The organism is Veillonella sp. 20925_1_51, from assembly GCF_041431445.1.
Lineage (GTDB): Bacteria > Bacillota > Negativicutes > Veillonellales > Veillonellaceae > Veillonella > Veillonella nakazawae.
Window position 1 is genome coordinate 418,403 of sequence record NZ_JAPVXT010000001.1, and the last position, 18,386, is coordinate 436,788.

At 38.2% G+C, this 18,386-nt stretch carries 17 protein-coding genes, 1 other RNA gene and 1 other annotated feature; all 18 genes read right to left on the reverse strand.

Features of this window, described 5'->3' with window-relative positions; genetic code table 11:
* Positions 1–6: 6 nt before the first annotated feature.
* The 18 genes from O3607_RS01955 to radA all read right to left on the reverse strand — a co-directional run bounded on the left by O3607_RS01955 (position 7) and on the right by radA (position 18,224).
* Positions 7–1,134: an efflux RND transporter periplasmic adaptor subunit gene (locus O3607_RS01955; protein WP_024065996.1), complete on the reverse strand. Its 1,128-nt coding sequence runs from the start codon at positions 1,132–1,134 to the stop codon at positions 7–9.
* Positions 1,135–1,424: 290 nt separating this feature from the next.
* Positions 1,425–1,766: a transfer-messenger RNA gene (ssrA, locus tag O3607_RS01960) on the reverse strand.
* A 177-nt stretch (positions 1,767–1,943) separates the two neighbouring features.
* Positions 1,944–3,098, reverse strand: coding sequence for an 8-amino-7-oxononanoate synthase (gene bioF / locus O3607_RS01965; RefSeq protein ID WP_004697385.1), 1,155 nt, complete (start codon positions 3,096–3,098; stop codon positions 1,944–1,946).
* Between the two features lies 1 nt (position 3,099).
* Entirely contained in the window at positions 3,100–3,831 is a 732-nt protein-coding gene (locus O3607_RS01970; RefSeq protein WP_371443227.1) for a 6-carboxyhexanoate--CoA ligase, read from the reverse strand.
* A complete protein-coding gene (locus tag O3607_RS01975) occupies positions 3,831–4,331 on the reverse strand; it encodes a hypothetical protein (protein WP_316596193.1) in 501 nt (166 codons plus the stop codon). The genes O3607_RS01970 and O3607_RS01975 overlap by 1 nt, the downstream gene beginning before the upstream one ends.
* Before the next feature lie 151 nt (positions 4,332–4,482).
* Positions 4,483–4,953 (reverse strand): SsrA-binding protein SmpB, encoded by a 471-nt coding sequence (gene smpB, locus O3607_RS01980; RefSeq protein WP_004697155.1) that lies wholly within the window; start codon positions 4,951–4,953, stop codon positions 4,483–4,485.
* A gap of 8 nt (positions 4,954–4,961) precedes the next feature.
* Complete coding sequence (gene rnr / locus O3607_RS01985; protein ID WP_371443228.1) at positions 4,962–7,325, reverse strand: ribonuclease R; 2,364 nt, start codon at positions 7,323–7,325, stop codon at positions 4,962–4,964.
* Positions 7,326–7,380: 55 nt separating this feature from the next.
* Positions 7,381–7,617 carry a preprotein translocase subunit SecG gene (gene secG / locus O3607_RS01990; RefSeq protein WP_004695991.1) on the reverse strand — a complete coding sequence of 79 codons (237 nt, stop codon included), beginning with the start codon at positions 7,615–7,617 and terminating at the stop codon, positions 7,381–7,383.
* Between the two features lie 5 nt (positions 7,618–7,622).
* Positions 7,623–8,297 (reverse strand): RNA polymerase sporulation sigma factor SigH, encoded by a 675-nt coding sequence (sigH, locus tag O3607_RS01995; protein ID WP_287534087.1) that lies wholly within the window; start codon positions 8,295–8,297, stop codon positions 7,623–7,625.
* 72 nt (positions 8,298–8,369) lie between these two features.
* Positions 8,370–8,903 carry an NYN domain-containing protein gene (locus O3607_RS02000; protein WP_004697429.1) on the reverse strand — a complete coding sequence of 178 codons (534 nt, stop codon included), beginning with the start codon at positions 8,901–8,903 and terminating at the stop codon, positions 8,370–8,372.
* Positions 8,904–8,905: 2 nt separating this feature from the next.
* Positions 8,906–9,637, reverse strand: a complete 732-nt coding sequence (gene rlmB, locus O3607_RS02005) for a 23S rRNA (guanosine(2251)-2'-O)-methyltransferase RlmB (protein ID WP_371443229.1) — start codon at positions 9,635–9,637, stop codon at positions 8,906–8,908.
* A 1-nt stretch (position 9,638) separates the two neighbouring features.
* Positions 9,639–10,115, reverse strand: coding sequence for a Mini-ribonuclease 3 (locus O3607_RS02010; protein WP_004697373.1), 477 nt, complete (start codon positions 10,113–10,115; stop codon positions 9,639–9,641).
* On the reverse strand, positions 10,105–11,553 hold the full coding sequence (cysS, locus tag O3607_RS02015; RefSeq protein WP_004697420.1) for a cysteine--tRNA ligase: 1,449 nt from the start codon (positions 11,551–11,553) through the stop codon (positions 10,105–10,107). Before cysS ends, O3607_RS02010 begins: the two co-directional genes overlap by 11 nt.
* A 49-nt stretch (positions 11,554–11,602) precedes the next feature.
* Positions 11,603–11,809: a binding site (T-box leader), on the reverse strand.
* Between the two features lie 157 nt (positions 11,810–11,966).
* Positions 11,967–12,920 (reverse strand): bile acid:sodium symporter family protein, encoded by a 954-nt coding sequence (locus O3607_RS02020; protein ID WP_004697231.1) that lies wholly within the window; start codon positions 12,918–12,920, stop codon positions 11,967–11,969.
* A 132-nt stretch (positions 12,921–13,052) separates the two neighbouring features.
* On the reverse strand, positions 13,053–14,522 hold the full coding sequence (gltX, locus tag O3607_RS02025; protein ID WP_371443230.1) for a glutamate--tRNA ligase: 1,470 nt from the start codon (positions 14,520–14,522) through the stop codon (positions 13,053–13,055).
* Between the two features lie 2 nt (positions 14,523–14,524).
* Positions 14,525–15,700: a 2-C-methyl-D-erythritol 4-phosphate cytidylyltransferase gene (gene ispD, locus O3607_RS02030; RefSeq protein ID WP_039969150.1), complete on the reverse strand. Its 1,176-nt coding sequence runs from the start codon at positions 15,698–15,700 to the stop codon at positions 14,525–14,527.
* A complete protein-coding gene (locus O3607_RS02035) occupies positions 15,684–16,835 on the reverse strand; it encodes a PIN/TRAM domain-containing protein (protein WP_005386389.1) in 1,152 nt (383 codons plus the stop codon). The genes ispD and O3607_RS02035 overlap by 17 nt, the downstream gene beginning before the upstream one ends.
* Before the next feature lie 15 nt (positions 16,836–16,850).
* Entirely contained in the window at positions 16,851–18,224 is a 1,374-nt protein-coding gene (gene radA / locus O3607_RS02040) for a DNA repair protein RadA (protein WP_005386387.1), read from the reverse strand.
* Positions 18,225–18,386: the final 162 nt, after the last annotated feature.

Here is an 18,386-nt window from a genome sequence, read left to right on the forward strand (position 1 = left end):
CCCCTTCTATTTTGTAGCTTTTAATTGTTCTTTTGAAAGCAATTTAGCATTAACCTTCACACCGTTTTTAACCTTAGTTAAGCCATCAACGATGATTGTGTCTCCAGGTGCTAAACCGGCTTTAATAATTGTATCGCTACCACTTGTACCGCCAACTTCAACACTTTTTTGTTCTACTACACCATCAGCATTTACAACATAGATAAAGTTTTTATCCATGATTTGAAGAATGGCACGACTAGGAACAAGAATAGCATCTTTGAGTTTTTGACCAGGAGAAATCACTGTAGCAAACATATTTGGCAATAACAAATGATCAGGATTTGGGAAGGAAGCTTTCAACAAAAGCTTACCAGTAGATTGGTCAAGACTTTTTGCTGCTTGAACAATAGTACCAAATTGGTTATAAGTATCACCATCAGCGAGTTTTAACTGAATATTTGGACCATTAGAATCATCGCCAGTTGGATTTTTCATGAAGTCAAGATATTCTTCTTCAGTCATGCTAAATTCAACAAAAATAGGATCAATGGAGTCAATTGTAACTAAAGTTGTAGAACCAGCTTGTACAAATGCGCCCATATCAATATCGTCCATACGTAATGTACCGGAATATGGTGCATATACTATTGTGTCACCCAAGTTATCTTGAGCAATTTTTACAGATGCTTGATATGCTTCATATGCTGCCTTAGCTTGTTCTGTAGTACTGCGTTGTGTATCTACACGTTGTTGCGCAATCGCGTCTTGTTGCGCCAATGTTTCATAACGATTAAGATCTACTTCAGCATTTTTGTAAGTCGCATTAGCTTGAGCAGCTTGCGCTTCTGCATTAGCAAGACTAGCTTCGTACTGACGAGAATCGATACGATATAATGGTTGACCAGCTACAACTTGCGCGCCACCTTTAACATATTTTTCAACAACGTAACCAGTTACACGAGCATGTACAGCTACAGAGTTTTCTGCAACTACAGTACCAGCATAGGTTTGATTTACCTGTGCATCACTTGCAGTAATTTTGTATGCATTGACACTCACGTCGCCTGCTTGCTGTTGATTGCTGCCACATCCAGCAACCATTACAGCGGATACAACGAGAGCCGCTAACATACGGGAATAACGGAACTTCATTATCTGTACTCCTTTACACGAAACTAATCATCTATGTGTCATAATTACATAAATATCTATATATATTTTACAGGATTCTATAGGCAAAGTCAATTTTTTCGATACCCTACTACCTTTATAAAACATAGATAAAATCTGATTAAATGATAAAATCTGATTAAATTCATATTCATTGTGCACAATCAAAGCGATAAAAATTATTGACTTTTATATTTTTTTGTGTACAAAAAAATGCTAGAAGCATAGAACCATTATTTAGCATTCTATACTACTAGCATATATATTCAATATGGTGGAGATGAGGGGAGTCGAACCCCTGTCCAGAAGTGTTGCCATATAGACTTCTCCGAGCACAGTCTATGATTTAGATCTCAGGTTGCTACCGCTCACAGACAAGCTACACAACCCCAGTTCATGTTGTCTCGCCTAATTCATATGAACAACTGAATTAAGCCAGCCTACGGTTTGACGTCCATTCACACTTGGTAGGCACAAGTATGAGGGACGTAGCTTATGCAGCTAATGCAAAATTTTCTTCTGCGTTTAAATGTTTTCCCACCGTTTAACGGCCTCATGGAACGCCGACTCGCTATCTATACCACACGCACCCCTGTCGAAACCTTTACATCCCCGTGTGTCGGTCTCATAATTATAAGCCTATTTAGTATTACTGTCAATTATATGAAACCTTCACCAATTCGGTATATTCACTACTCTTAACCTTCTCAACTTATCTAAATTTGACAATTTTACCAATCCAAGGATTCTTTTATCCCTGTCTTCAGAGGATATATTATCTATTATCATGATTATAACTGTTTCATAGCATTTTGCAGTGATTGGCACACATAATCTATTTGTTCTTTATTATGCGCAGCAGTCACCGTTAGTCTAATTCTGCTTTCACCAATAGGTACTGTAGGCGGACGAATAGCGGTGCCTATAATGCCATCCTCATATAGATAATCAGATACGGCAAGTGTATCTTCATTACGCCCTATTAGTATTGGGAAAATTGGCGTTTCATTAGTAGCATCAATTCCCATAGAAATCAATTGATCTGCCATATAGTTTACATTTTCATGTAAACGCGCTAAAACAGATGCATCTGTCTCAAGAACCTGTAATGCAGCTAAGGCCGCCCCTATATCAGCAGGAGATAATGCGGTAGAGAATATAAAACTGCGGCTCGTATTAACGAGATAATCTATGATAGTACTATTTGCAGCTACATAACCACCAACAGAGCCTAGAGATTTACTCAATGTACCAAGTTGTATGTCTACTTCTTTTTCAAGTCCAAAATAGGCCGCTGTACCATGACCATTACCAATAGTTCCCGTTGCATGGGCATCGTCAACCATGAGCAATGCATTGTAATCACGGCTTAATTCATACAGTTTATCTAGTGGTGCAATATCCCCATCCATACTAAATACGCCATCTGTAACTATAAGCTTTCGAGTGTTTCGATCTACCTGTTTTAACAGATATTTTAACTCGTCTATATCACAGTGGCTATATGTTTTTACAGTACCTCGACTTAATCTACAACCATCAATAATACTAGCATGATTAAGAGCATCACTAAAAATAATAGTATTCTTATCAGCTACGGCAGAAATAGTTCCTACATTGGCCATATAACCGGTATTAAATACAAGGGCTTTTTCAGTATTCTTAAATTTAGCTAATGACCTTTCGAGCTCTGTAAATAATGGAAATGTACCAGATACAAGGCGCGATCCACCAGATCCTGTTCCATATTGTTGAGCTCCTTTCAGGGCCCCTTCTATGACACGAGTATCAAAAGTTAAGCCCAAATAATTATTTGAAGCCATCATTAAATATTCTTTATCATCTCGTTTTACTCGCACTGCATCTAGAGGACAGTATTCTCTTAAGGTTCGTAAATTATGGTTCTCTATCTTAGAATCTAATTGTTCTTTAAAAAATTTGTACATTCTATCTCCGTTGAACAAGTACTGGAGTACGCTCCAAATACTCAATTACACTTCCACTATCTATATCAGACCGTACAAAGAAAACGCGGCCCCCTATATCTGATCCAAATTCTTTCATATTAGGAAGGCGATGGTATACACCATTACAAGCAACATAACCTACTGTATAGTCTGGATCATCAGACCAACATAATTCGCCCACAATACCATCTGCTGATTGAACCTTTGAAGCTAATACTAAGGCCTCTCTCATATGTTCATTATCACCTAATGCATGAGAGTCAAAGGAGTCCATATGACTAACACGTACTCCGCGGTCACCTGTATCTAAGCGCTCGCCAGTAATGGCATCCACTAACATAGCGCCGCGCATAGATTTATCTAAACTTTTTAACAAAGATATAGCTTTAAGAACAGCTGCCTCACTAATATGAGGACCTTGTAAAATCTCAGTCGCCAATTGATGGGATTCAGGAATGCTACCAGTTTTATGTTCCTCTACCTTTAGACAGTCAATATATCTAATCTTCTCCGGTGAGATTAAATCTACAGTAATATTGATAAAATCAGCTGTTCCTTTACTGTGATGCAGTGCGCGATCAGCTAAGGATTGAGCTATAGTCCCTACTTCTTCTAACTTCACAATCCGCTCTGCACCAGAAATATGGTGGCCCCCTTTTTCATGGGGACCACCTTGAGCAGCACGCATGCGTACACTATATAATTCAGCCATTATGACACCTTCCCTTTAACAAGATCATTTTGAGGTACTTGGCTGTGAATTTTACGGAATACTTTCACAAATACTGGTGCCATAATAACAGTAAAAATCATGCCAGGCACTGCTAATGCAACCATAGGTAATGCAGCCTTACCGATATATACAGACAAGGTCAATCGCGCTAATGCAGATGCAATCGGGCCAGAAATCATAATACCTATCATATGATTGTGGCATATCCAAAGAATTAGCCCTACGATAAGTCTAAATTGCATAGCAATCATAACATTCAAAATAGTTTGGGTACCTAGCGCTAAACCGATTAAACTAGATAGACAACCACTAATAATATATTTTTTAAATCCGAATACGGCACATATGGCTACCGCCAATGGAGCCGACAGTTGAAACTCTATACCTGGAATGACATTAGGTATTTTAATAGCACCTAATACCGTAATCATAGCCGTTAAAATAGCAACCTCTGTAATGTACCGAATATTCTGATTCATGATGTTTCTCCTCTACTTAGAAAATGTCAACCACAATCACAACTCTTTGTTTACATTATAATTTCAATATGCATATTTATCAACTAAAAACACAAGATAAGTTAACAAATATCACAAAAAAATCGAGCCATTATGACTCGATCTTTTTACCTTAATATTTTTGTTGCTCTTTGAGACGCTTTGCAATATCTCGCTTAGCATCGCGTTCCGCCATATCTTGACGCTTATCGTATAACTTTTTACCAGTTACAAGACCCACAGTTACCTTTACATAACCATGGCTAAAATGGAAGTTAAGCGGCACTAAAGAGAATCCTTTCTCCTTAACCTGTGCATGTAATTTATTGATTTCAGATTTATGCATCAACAATTTACGGGTCCGTTCAGGTTCATGATTAAAACGATTGCCCTGTTCGTATGGGCTGATATGAACACCATACAACAAAAGCTCGCCTTTATCAATCCGACAAAAGCTATCCTTTAAGTTCAATTTGCCTTGACGTATGGATTTAATTTCTGTACCTGTCAACGCAATACCAGCTTCATAGGTTTCATGAATATTAAAATCATGACGGGCCTTACGATTATCAGCAATAAGAGATGGACTAGATTGTTTTGCCATATGTACCTCTATCGTTTACGTTTACTTTTAGATTTCTTAGATTGACTGCGCTTAGTCGTTTTATTAGACTTCTTACGACTTGATTTGCCTTTACTAGTTTTTTTACTGAAAGCATCGTACTTAGAATGACTAGATTTATTACTATCGCGTCGTGAAGATTTTTTACTGGATTTTCCTAAAGATTTACGACCTTTTCGACTACCATAGCCATCTCGACTACTTGCATAGTCAGAGCCATTTTGCAATTGTTCTTGTATAGCCATTAGGTTATTGACTTCACCAAGTACAAAGTCGATCTGTTTCTTTTCTACATCGGCTTTTACTAATGTAACAGTTACCTTTTCACCTAAGTGATAGGTTTTACCTGTTCTTTTGCCTACAAGTACAAAATGTTCTTCATCAAAGAAATAGTAATCATCATTCATCATGCTCATATGCACAAGGCCATCGATACCGTTTTCTAATTCTACAAACATCCCAAAGGATGTAATGCTAGAAATAGTTCCTTCAAAGACTTCCCCTACAAATGGAACCATGTATTGAGTCTTTTTAAGATCTACTGTATCTCGTTCAGCCTCAGTAGCTACTTGCTCCTGTATAGAAGAATGTTCAACAGCTCCAGCTAAGAACGCTTCGTCTACATCCCGTTTAGAATAACCATTTTTCCAATGCATATCCGCTTTTAAAAGGCGATGAACCATTAAGTCTGGATATCGTCTAATAGGAGATGTAAAATGCGTATAACATGTAGATGCTAATCCAAAGTGTCCTACATTGTTAATACTATATTTAGCTTGTTGCATAGAACGCAAGGTCATAATTTGAGCTACTTGCTCAATATCTTGACCCTTTACTACATCTAAGATTTTTTGAAAATCTCTTGGTGTTACACCATCAGTACTAAGGACGAGATTTTGCCCCAAGTAATTTAATACCTTTTGGAATAAATCTAACTTTTCTTCACTTGGGTTCTCGTGAATACGATATACCGATGTACGATGCGTATTCTTTAAGTGTGTAGCCACTGTTTCATTGGCAATGAGCATACATTCTTCGATAAGTCGTTCCGCCATGGTACGATCTCGTTTTACAATACGTAATGGTGTACCATCATGATCGAGTAATACTTTATATTCAGGGAAATCAAAATCTAAAGCACCTCTACGACGACGCATTCGATTCAAAATCTTAGAGATTTCTGCCAAATCATGCAGCATAGGCATAAAGTCTTGTAAGTCATGAGGAATAATATTTTCCTCTAATGCTTTATAGACCTCTTTATAGCTACAACGACGTCCTACATGGATAATAGATGGACGAATACGATAATTTACAACCTTACCATCTTTATCTATTTCCATCATACACGTCATAGCATAACGGTCTTCATGAGCATTTAAACTACAAATACCGTTAGATAGGACCTCAGGTAACATCGGTACTACACGATCTACTAAATACACAGATGTACCGCGTTTATAGGCCTCATTATCAATGGCCTGTCCGGATACTACATAATGACTCACATCTGCAATATGTACACCTAACTCATAATTACCATTTGGTAATTTTCGGCCACTCACAGCATCATCTAAATCTTTTGCATCTTCTCCATCGATAGTGACCATTTGTAAGTCACGAAGATCCCAACGGGCAGGGTCTTCATGAATAAGGGTATCAATTTTCTTGCTCGCTTTGATAACATCATCGGGGAAATTAAATGGAATCTTATGATTAGCCATGATACAGTTAATATCAAGACCTACATCGCCCTTATAACCAAGAATTTCAGTAATAACACCTTCTGGCTTTTTATCACCTTCCGGCCATTTTGTAATTTTGACTAGTACCTTTGCGCCACTACGAGCATCTAATGTATTTTTTAAATCTACAAAGATATCTGTCCCTATACGCTCATCATCAGGGATAACAAAGCCAAAGTGTTGTTGTCGGTCATAGGTACCCACTACTGTTTCATTAGCTCTTTCAACAATATCAACGATAATGCCTTCTCGTTTATGCTTTGTATAATTAGAAGGTACGACGCGAACACGAACCTTGTCATTATGCATAGCAGTACCTTTATTTTGTTCTGCTACATATATATCTTCATCATCAGGCATAATCACAAAGCCAAAAGACTTGCGATAGCCCTTATAAATACCTTCATATTCTTCATGTTGTTGTTCTGCATATTGATATACATCAGGTCGAGAAGATGTTAATATCCCTTCTCGAGCAAGCATTTTTGCGGAACGAATAAACATCTCAAGGTCCTTACCGCCTCGAATGTGATTATCCATGGCAGCATCTTCAATATGATATGCATGTGGTTGTATAGCTTTATAAAAGTCTAATACTTTCTTCTTCAAATTTTCACCTCCTCATATGGTAAAAAGAAAAAGCCTGCAAAGCAGGCTTACATCATTAGAATTGATTAATCATTGCCCCTAACACCAAGCTCAACACAGCAAAGATAATCCCCAATATAATCGTACATTTAGATAAGAAAGCGTCTAAACCACGTTGCTTACCACCAAAAGAAGAGTCTGCCGCACCAGATACAGCACCGCCCATGCCTGCGTTTTTGCTATTCTGTGCAACAACTACTACGATTAATAAGATAGATACGATAACTTCTACAATCATTAAAAAATTTGTCACGACTGTCATCCTTCCTGTGTGGCTCTGGGAGAATCCAAAACCCGATTTTCTAAATACTTCTCTAATTTACGTTTAACCCTTTGTAACGCATTGTCTATAGATTTGACACTGCGATCTGTGACCTCAGCCATTTCTTGGTAAGAACGTCCATCTAGGTATCCTTCCAAGACCTCCCACTCGAGTTCACTTAAAATATGACCAATATTGCGCTCAATATCATCCAATTCCTCTTGGCTGATAATAAGATCCTCAGGATTGGTAACCTTTGCTGAAGATAGCATCTCGATCAACGTACGCTCCGATTCCTCTGTATATACTGGTTTATTTAAAGATACATAAGAATTTAAAGGTGCGTGTTTTTGTCTAGTAGCCGACTTAATAGCCGTAATAATCTGTCTAGTTATACAAAGCTCCGCAAAAGCTCTAAAGGACGCTAATTTATCATGTTTAAAATCTCGCGTAGCCTTATAAAGACCAATCATCCCTTCTTGAATGATATCTTCACGATCTGCGCCTACTAAAAAGTAAGAACGCGCCTTTGCACGAACAAAGTTTTTATATTTATTAACAATATAATCGATTGCAAACTCATTTTGCTCTTCTTGAGCTATGACCACAACTTGCTCATCGGTCATTTCTTTGAAATTGTAATCGGGCTTGCGTGTATGAATTGTGTTCATATGCTCCTCCTTACAATTGAGCAGAAAAACCAATATATTCATTATACTGGAACTATATGTGATTTTCAACTATCAATGGCCACGCCGTAATTTCTCTAGCTTTTCAGCTACTTCAGGAGATAATAACCCTCCTACTTCATTACGTCGCAAGCTAAATTGATCTCGTCTATGTTCATGAGCGTATTGTAATCGTTCCTCTTCCTTAGCTATGCGAATCATATTTTGCAATTCTCGAGCTGGAATACGTAAGCCCCCAGATCCAAGAATTTGATTTTGTTCAGCTCCATCAGAGGTCACAACATATACATTCGTGTATTTGCCTTTCCGCAAAAATACTTCTCGTTCAATAAAGGAATCCGCCGTTTCCCCATCCTCAGTATACACTTCTAGAAATCCACTCGTAATAGCCTCAACAGAGCCACCAGATTTTGTATATTTACCATCAAATACAAGGATAACTTCATAGCCCTTGAATTTTCCGTAATTCAACAATCTATCTCGAAGCTCCATACGTGCATGTTCTAATGATTCATGAGCCAATTTCTTTAGATGAGTCCAGGCGAATATCACATTATATCCATCTACAATTAAAATATCTTTTAGCATAGTTACTTCTCTTGTCGTTGACGCACAGCCTCATACATAAGAACTGCAGCCGCCACAGATGCATTCAAAGAATTTAAATTTCCATACATAGGAATGGTAACGAGGAAATCACATGCCTCTTTGACAACGCGGCTAATGCCCTTTCCTTCGTTACCAATGACGATAACTGTAGGAATTGTCATATCCGCCTCGTATAAGGTACGATCACCTTCCATATGAGCGCCCATAACCCAAAAACCTTGTTTTTGAAGTTGTTTAATAGTTTGAGCTACATTCCCAACCTGTACAAGTGGAATTTGTTCAATAGCACCTGCCGATGTTTTAGCTACAGTAGCATTAATAGGAGCATTGTGACGCTTAGGAATGAGTACGGCCGTAGCCCCTACACATTCCGCAGTACGGATAATTGCGCCCATGTTATGTGGATCCTCAACACCATCTGTTAGGATAAGCAAAGGGACATCATGATTCGTCTCTTGTAGTACTTCACCAAGTTCCTTAAATTGAACAGCAGAAACAAGAGCAATAACACCTTGGTGTGGTACCTCTAAATCATATTTATTCATTTGTTTGATAGGTGTTGGACGCACTTCAATGCCTTGAGATTTAGCAAGGCCAACAATATCAGCTAGACCTGTTTTAACCTTATCTTCACTGACCATAATGCGCTGGATGGAACGACCACTTTTAAGGGCCTCTTTAACCGCATTGCGACCTACAATATAATTATCCATACTACATACCTCGTAGAGTTATTGAAAAGGCTTGCTTCATAACATCTTGTAAGCGCTCATCTTGACGCGTTTCATAAAGAAATCCAAGTACGGCTTCAAAGGCTGTACTACTACGATACTCTTGAACAGAACTACTTTTTGGCACATTTACATTACTATTTCTAGCTCGTCGTGCAATAGCTTGTTCTTGTTCTGTGAAAGCATCCTCTATTTCAAGCAATACCTTCGCTTGTGACTTAGCACAAATAAACTCAGTAACAATGGTGTGCAACACTTGTACCTTAGATATATTCATTTGTACCACTCGTTCACGGACATACATGGAGTATACGGCATCGCCAATATAGGCAAGCATAACTGCATCTGCACTGAGACACTCCTCTATAGTTCGTTTACGCAAACGAAGCGGCTCTTGTTCAAGAGCCGTCAACTTTTTTATTGCTTCATTCTTTAAGAATTGAAATTGTTTAAACTTCACGTTTTTTCCACCGTGCACCTTGAGGGGAATCCTCAATAGTAATACCGATTTCAGCCAAACGATCGCGGATACAATCAGCTAATGCCCATTGTTTTTGATCGCGACATGCTTGACGTACAGACAAGATTACTTGCATTAATTCTTCATATTCAGCAGCGTTAGCACCTGTGTTGCCTTCCCATGCTTTTTCAAGAATACCAATTACTTCTGTCATGAACTTGAAGATACGTTTTACTTCAGCAATAGCTTCTTGGCAAACAACACCTTCACGACCTGTTACAGTTTGATAGTAAATGTTGATCTCTTTAGCAAGACCAAACATGCTAGATGTAGCTAACGCAGTATTGAAGTCATCGCTCATAGCTGCTTCGAATTCTTCTTCATACTCTTTAGCTTTTTCTAATAAGTGTTGCGCTTCATCACATGGACCTGGTTCACATTTTTCAAGGTACAATAGATTTTCAATAGCAGTGCTTAAACGTTCTAAGGATTTATTTGCTTCCTCTAAACGTTCATCAGAGAAATCTAATGGACTACGATAATGAGTGCTCAACAAGAAGTAGCGCAATGCGTCTGGGCTATATTGTTCCAAAATATCTTTTACCAAGAAGAAGTTATTCAAGGATTTAGACATTTTTTCAGAATTAATGGTAATGAAACCATTGTGTAACCAATAGCGTACAGATGGATGTTGACCAGAACAACCTTCAGATTGGGCAATTTCGTTTTCATGATGAGGGAAGATCAAATCACTACCACCACCATGGAAGTCAAATTCTGTACCTAAATATTTTTGGCTCATAGCAGAACATTCAATGTGCCAACCTGGACGGCCATTCCCCCAAGGGCTTTCCCAATATGGTTCACCTGGTTTTGCAGCTTTCCATAACGCAAAGTCCATAGGATTTTTCTTACGGCCATCAACTTCGATACGAGCACCCGCTTCCATATCATCTAATGTACGGCCAGATAACTCACCATAATGTTCAAATTTATCAACGCTATAATATACATCGCCATCGAGTTCATAAGCATAGCCTTTTTCAATCAATGTAGAGATCATAGCAATAATATCTTCGATATGTGTAGAAACACGTGGATAAATATCAGCACGTTGTACACCAAGGGCATCCATTACTTCGAAATAGCTGTCGATATAACGGTTTGCAATAGTATCCCAAGATACGCCTTCACCATTGGATGTATTGATGATTTTGTCATCTACATCAGTAAAGTTTTGTACATATGTTACTTTATAGCCTACATGTTTCATATAGCGACGAATTACGTCCCAAGTTACGAATGGACGTGCATTGCCAATGTGAGGATGGTTATATGGTGTAACACCACATACGTACATCTTTGCCTCACCTGGTGTTACAGGATTGAACACCTCTTTTTGGCGCGTCATAGTATTATAAACTGTAATTTCTCTCATCGTTACCGATGCCTCCATTTTCGTAAAATAAAAAAGACCCCTCATCTCATACAGAGACGATGGTCCGCGGTTCCACTCTGTTAGGTACCAGCAGTGGCACCCACTCATCGCATAACGGCGCGTCACCGGACAAACCTACCTATAATCGGAATGTCAGCTCGTGAATGCATTTCGTCTACCTATACTTGAACCCTCCCACCATCGGTTCTCGCTAAAAAGTTAGTTGTAGAGTACTTCTTTCAGTCTCAGCTTTTACTATTAAATCTATATTCAGATATAGAAATATTATATCAATTATCCTATAGAATGTCAATGAAAACAAGAAAACCCTCATCTTTCAACATAGCCAAACAATGTATTAAACATGCATATTTCGGATATAAATTTGAAAGATGAGGATGATGAATTAACTATTAAGCATTTTCCAACTTCTCTTGATCGTCATGTTTACGGCAAATACCTGCGAAGATAGAGCCTGTAAAGTTATGAATGATAGAGAATACTGCACCTGCTACTGCCGCTTGAGGAGTAAAATGTTTAAGCGCTAAAGATACGGATAATGCAGAGTTTTGCATTGCCACTTCAATTTGCATTGCACGACGAGAGGAAACATCAATACTAAGAGCCTTACATATAAAGTACGTTACTACATAACCACTCACATTTTGTACTAAGCAAGCTACGAAGATGATGAAACCAGTTTCAGCAATTTGTTTTTGGTTCACTGCAGTAACAGCAGCCAAGATTAATAATACTGCAATAGCCGCAATTGTAGGACATACAGATTTAACAGGTTCGATCTTAGAGCCGATGAAGTAATTCAATACGATACCCAAGATGATCGGTACCAATACGATTTTTACGATAGAAATAAACATCGGCATAAATTGGATTTCAATGGAAGATGTAGCACCTGCATACAATACAACGAATAAAGGTGTCAAAATTGGAGCCAATAATGTAGAAACAGTCGTTGCAGATACAGATAACGGAACATTACCATTCGCAAGGAATGTCATTACATTAGAGGCAGTACCACCAGGACATGCACCTAACAAGATGAATCCGATACCAATTTCTGGAGGGAAATTGAAAATAAGGGCTACCAAGAAACCTGCTAATGGCATCCACAAGAATTGAATTACAGATACAAGGATAACTTTCATCGGTTGCTTAAATACATCAAGGAACACTTGAGCTGTTAATGTTAAACCCATGGCAAACATTACAAATTGAAGCATGTACGCAATGTACGGCGTCATCCAAGAAAATACAGTTGGTAATACATACGCTAACACTGCCATCAATAGCACGACCCAGGAAAGATAGCTATTGAATAAGTGGTTAAGAGAACGAATAATACTCATAAATGCACTCACTTTCATAATAAATAAAAATAAAAGACGCCGATTATTATAGCATTTCTATAGGATAATCTCAATATACATAAAAAGCTCTCATAACAATAGCTATGAGAGCTTTTTTCTTAGATTGTATTACTATTTTGTTAAAGCGCTAATATTGTCTAAGCGATGCAAGCATTTTTCTTTACCAAGCAATGTAACAATATTATTCAAATCTGGACCATGCATTTGACCAGTTAAAGCTACGCGAATTGGCATGAATACGAATTTACCTTTCAAAGCAGTTTCTTTCATAACTGCTTTAATAGTTGCTTTTACAACATCAGGCGTAATTTCATCAAGTTCAGCCAATGCACTGCGGAATGCACCTAGAACTGTTGGTGCTGTTTCTTCATTCAATACAGCACGCAATTCCTCTTCGTGACCTTCTTCAAGGAATACAGTTTCACCCATAAACATGCCTACATGATCTTTAATTTGCGCCCCATAGCTAATATGGTCGCGGAATGTAGAGCATAATAATGTCAACCAATCAATATCCGCTTGATTTAAGCTATCTGGAGCCAAGCCAACTTCTTTCAAATGTGGCAAACAAAGATGGAATAAATCTTCGTCGCTCAAATTTTTCATATAGTGGAAGTTGATATGGTTTAATTTATCAATATCAAATACTGCTGGGTTCTTCGCTACGCGATCCATGGAGAAAGCTTGAATCAATTCATCTTGTGTGAAGAACTCTTCTTCCCCTTCTGGAGCCCAACCAAGAAGAGCCAAGAAGTTTACTAGTGCTTCTGGTAAATAGCCCAATTGTTTGTATTGTTCAACAGATGTAGCACCATGGCGTTTGGACATTTTTTTGTAATCTTTGCCAAGAATCAAGGAAATGTGACCAAATTTTGGCACTTCCCAGCCTAGTGCTTCATAAATAGCCATTTGACGTGGAGTATTAGATAAATGTTCTTCTGCACGAATAACGTGAGTAATCCCCATCATATGATCATCCATTACTACTGCAAAGTTATATACAGGAATACCATCAGATTTTACGATTACAAAGTCACCTACACCATTGGATTCAAAGGATACATGACCACGTACCATATCATCGAAAGCATATGTTTTATTCAAGGGAACGCGCAAGCGAATGGTTGGTTTACGACCTTCTGCAATATATTTAGCCTTTGTTTCTTCATCTAAATGTTGGCAATGGCCATTATATTTAGGTGTTTCACCACGATCCATTTGTTCTTGGCGAACAGCATCTAATTCTTCAGGTGTGCAATAGCACTCATACGCTTTGCCTTCATCCAACAAACGTTGTGTTACTTCTTTATATAAGTCAAGACGTTCTGTTTGACGGTAAGGACCATTATCGCCACCTACATCAATGCCTTCATCCCAGTTCATGCCAAGCCATTGCAAGGAAGCTTTGATATTTTCTTCACTTTCACGAGTAGAGCGAGCCAGATCTGTATCTTCAATACGCAATACAAATGTGCCTTTTTCTTTACGTGCTAACAACCAGTTAAACAAAGCAGAACGAGCACCACCAATGTGGAATGGACCCGTAGGGCTTGGAGCAAAACGAACTTTCATGGAACTCATGATTATACCTCTCCTTCATATACAGAAACGACAGCTTGTGCAGCAATGCCTTCACGGCGCCCGATGGCCCCAAGCATTTCATTTGTTGTCGCTTTAATACTAATACGTTCTAATGGTATTTCTAAAACAGATTGTAAGTTAGCCTTCATCGTATCGATGTGTGGCTTTAACTTAGGTGTCTCTGAAATAACCATAATATCTATATTATAGGCTTGTAACCCACGTTCTTTCAATAAGGAATTAACCTTTTCTAGTAAAAGCATGCTAGAAATCCCTTTATACTGGTCATCTTCAGGTGGGAAATAATATCCAATATCTCGTAGACCTGCAGCACCTAGCATAGCATCCATCAATGCATGAATAAGAACATCCGCATCGGAATGCCCATCAGGGCCGAGTTCAGATTCGATATGAACACCGCCAAGAATACATGGGCGACCTGCTTTTAATTGATGAATATCATAACCAAATCCAACGCGCATACGTGTATCCTCAATTTCTAAATATCGCTTAGCTACTGCAATATCATTTGGTGTTGTCACTTTAATATTACAATAATCCCCTTCAACTATATGTACAGGTTTACCTACATACTCAACTAGTGATACATCATCAGTACCAAGATACTTAGTTTCATATGCCGCTTGATGAGCCTCTACAAATAATTCTTTTTGAAAGCCTTGTGGCGTTTGAATTTGGTATAGCTCACTACGCTGTAATGTTTCTAGAACATTATGGTCTGTATCAACTCGTTTAATGGTATCTGTAGCCGGAACACCTACTGTAGCAGCACCATAGGTATTAGCCGAGTCAGCAACATTATTAAACATTTCTGTAGAGGCTAATGGTCGCGCTCCATCATGAACAAGGACAATATTGGTTTCTTCTGATACAGTTTTAAGGCCACATGCTACAGAGTCTTGACGCTCTTTTCCACCCAGCACTATATGAACTGGAACAGACAAATCCAACTCTTGAATATGTTTTGTCATATATTCTTGTTCGCCTTCGGCTACAACAAGAATAATCTCTTTCAAACCTTCAATATTTGCCACATTTTGCAATGTACGCTGAATGATAGAGAATCGTCCTAAAGGGATAAATATCTTATTTTCTTTATACCCCATGCGGCGCCCCGCACCAGCGGCGAGAACAATACAACTAATTACCTTGTCCATTTTGTCCTCCATCTACACGAGCAAAGATCATGCGACCTGCACTAGTTTGTAATATGGATGTAACCATTACCTCTACAGTTTGCCCCACATAAGGTTTACCATCTTCAACAACAATCATGGTACCATCATCGAGATAAGCAACACCTTGGTGTACTTCCTTGCCTTCTTTCATAATTTGCACGCGAATCCATTCGCCTGCAATGAGGGCCGGTTTCAGTACATTGGCTAGTTCATTCAGATTAAGCACCTCAATGCCTTGCACTCGAGCCACCTTATTTAAGTTGAAGTCATTAGTCATCAACTTCCACTGCTTATCCAAAGCAAGACGCATTAATTTAGAATCTACTTCTGTAAGATCATCATAATCATCTTCTATCACTTCAATGGCTACCTTGTTAGCATCTTGCATCTCTTTCAAAATATCGAGGCCACGACGACCGCGATTTCTCTTTGTAGCATCAGCAGAGTCAGAAATAATTTGTAACTCATTCAATACAAAGAGGGGAACCATTAGAGGGCCTTCAATAAATCCTGTATTACATAGTTCCTTAATACGTCCATCAATAATAACAGATGTATCTAGTAGTTTTGGTGTGCTCGTAGTTTTATCAGATTTATGAGTAGAGAACATTTTAAAACGACTTGTTTTTTTAGGGCCTTCTCCACTCCATTGTTGTACATAGTTATTGTACATTTCAGGGCCTTTACGAGCCATAATTTTAAGGCCACTATATCCAAAGATAGCACTCAATATAATAGGAATATAAGGTCCTATAATAGGTACTTGATTGAATGCAACACCAATTAAATTTGCAATAATAAGACCGAATAATAAACCGATGGTGCCTGCAATCAATTCTTGATTTGGAATATGAGTAAGAATGCGTTCTAAACGTTTAGCAATGACTAAGCCTTGCTTTAAAATAAATGAAGAAATTAAATACCCAATAATAACGCCTAATAGAGTACCAAAAATCAATACTGAAATACGTGCAATGGTTAATGACATATCCCCAAAGGACTCAAATTGAGATACCAAATATGGGTCGATAATAGGTGCTAAGCTATCCATTCCAACATAGGCCGCTGTGCCCACAAGAATAGCTATTACATAGCGCAATATCCGATAAATCATTACATCACCTCCTAATTAAGAAAATACCAACTGCATTGCCTCTTGAATAGATTTAACGCCTCTAATCTTGATAGAACTATCATTATCCTTGATTTGTTTATAATTGCCTTCAGGAATAATAAACTTTTTAAAGCCTAATTTCTTAGCTTCATTGATACGCTGTTCAATACGTGGAATGCTACGAACATTACCAGTGAGCCCTACTTCACCTAAAATGACCATATCGGTAGGAACAATACGATTTTTTAAATTAGATACAATAGCAACGGCCATAGACAAGTCACAAGCCGGTTCATTAACCTTGAGACCACCAATAACGTTAACGTACACATCCTTATTACCTAACGTAAAACCACAACGTTTTTCTAATACTGCCAAAAGTACTATTAAACGATTAAGGTCATAACCGATTGCAGTTCTTCTAGGCATACCAAAAGCAGTCGTAACAACAAGGCTTTGTACCTCTACAAGGATAGGCCTAACCCCTTCAAGATAAATCATAACGGCGCTGCCGCTTTCCTCATCAGATCGTTCTGCCAATAAGGAAGCTGATGGATTAGATAACTCTTGTAACCCTTCCTCAACCATGGCAAAAATACCTGTTTCAGATGTAGATCCAAAACGATTCTTAATTGAGCGCAAAATACGGAATTGGTAAGACCGTTCACCTTCAAAGTAAAGTACTACATCCACCATATGTTCTAACATACGGGGCCCTGCAATATTACCTTCCTTAGTAACATGTCCAATAATTACCGTAGGAATATTGCGTTCTTTACAAAATCGAAGGAGTCGAGATGTACATTCTCGAACTTGACTAACACTGCCTGGAGCAGCATCAATATCACCAGTATACATAGTTTGAATAGAATCAATGACAAGTAAGGATGGCATCATTGTATCAGCTTGCTCAAGTATATGATCTAAATCTGTATCTGCAATAACTTGTAATCGTTCACTATTGATATGTAATCGTTCTGCCCTAAGCTTAAGTTGTAACTGAGACTCTTCCCCTGATGCATAGAGAACTGTCCCTACAGTATCGGCCACCTTTTGAGATACTTGAAGAAGTAGTGTAGACTTGCCTATACCAGGATCACCACCTAAGAGCATAAGAGCCCCAGGAACAATCCCACCACCTAATACGCGGTCGATTTCACCAAAGGTTGTAGATACACGAGCGAGAGATGAAATTTCAATATCTGGTAAAGCTGTTGGTTTTGTTGTTTGATTTCCCACACCTCGGGAAGGTGTACGGCTATGTTTAGTTTCTTTAATAATTTCTTCAACTAATGTATTCCATTCGCCACATTGTGGGCATCGGCCCATCCACTTAGAAGACTCAGCCCCACAATTTTGACAGAAGAATACTGATTTTGCTTTTCCCATAATGCCTCAAAATATTTTAATAAGAAAAGAAAGGTCATGAATGATAACCATTCATGACCTTTTATGCATAATTTTACTACATGGTTAACTATCATCATTCTATAGTATACCATTTAACCCATATTTTTTATATGAAAGTTATTAACTGTATATTTTATATTT

Bases quoted from the DNA above. Each gene is read 5' to 3' on its own strand.
- O3607_RS01955 (WP_024065996.1), bottom strand. From the start codon at position 1,134: ATGAAGTTCCGTTATTCCCGTATGTTAGCGGCTCTCGTTGTATCCGCT.
- bioF (WP_004697385.1), bottom strand. From the start codon at position 3,098: ATGTACAAATTTTTTAAAGAACAATTAGATTCTAAGATAGAGAACCAT.
- O3607_RS01970 (WP_371443227.1), bottom strand. From the start codon at position 3,831: ATGGCTGAATTATATAGTGTACGCATGCGTGCTGCTCAAGGTGGTCCC.
- O3607_RS01975 (WP_316596193.1), bottom strand. From the start codon at position 4,331: ATGAATCAGAATATTCGGTACATTACAGAGGTTGCTATTTTAACGGCT.
- smpB (WP_004697155.1), bottom strand. From the start codon at position 4,953: ATGGCAAAACAATCTAGTCCATCTCTTATTGCTGATAATCGTAAGGCC.
- sigH (WP_287534087.1), bottom strand. From the start codon at position 8,297: ATGAACACAATTCATACACGCAAGCCCGATTACAATTTCAAAGAAATG.
- O3607_RS02000 (WP_004697429.1), bottom strand. From the start codon at position 8,903: ATGCTAAAAGATATTTTAATTGTAGATGGATATAATGTGATATTCGCC.
- rlmB (WP_371443229.1), bottom strand. From the start codon at position 9,637: ATGGATAATTATATTGTAGGTCGCAATGCGGTTAAAGAGGCCCTTAAA.
- cysS (WP_004697420.1), bottom strand. From the start codon at position 11,553: ATGAGAGAAATTACAGTTTATAATACTATGACGCGCCAAAAAGAGGTG.
- O3607_RS02020 (WP_004697231.1), bottom strand. From the start codon at position 12,920: ATGAGTATTATTCGTTCTCTTAACCACTTATTCAATAGCTATCTTTCC.
- gltX (WP_371443230.1), bottom strand. From the start codon at position 14,522: ATGAGTTCCATGAAAGTTCGTTTTGCTCCAAGCCCTACGGGTCCATTC.
- ispD (WP_039969150.1), bottom strand. From the start codon at position 15,700: ATGGACAAGGTAATTAGTTGTATTGTTCTCGCCGCTGGTGCGGGGCGC.
- O3607_RS02035 (WP_005386389.1), bottom strand. From the start codon at position 16,835: ATGATTTATCGGATATTGCGCTATGTAATAGCTATTCTTGTGGGCACA.
- radA (WP_005386387.1), bottom strand. From the start codon at position 18,224: ATGGGAAAAGCAAAATCAGTATTCTTCTGTCAAAATTGTGGGGCTGAG.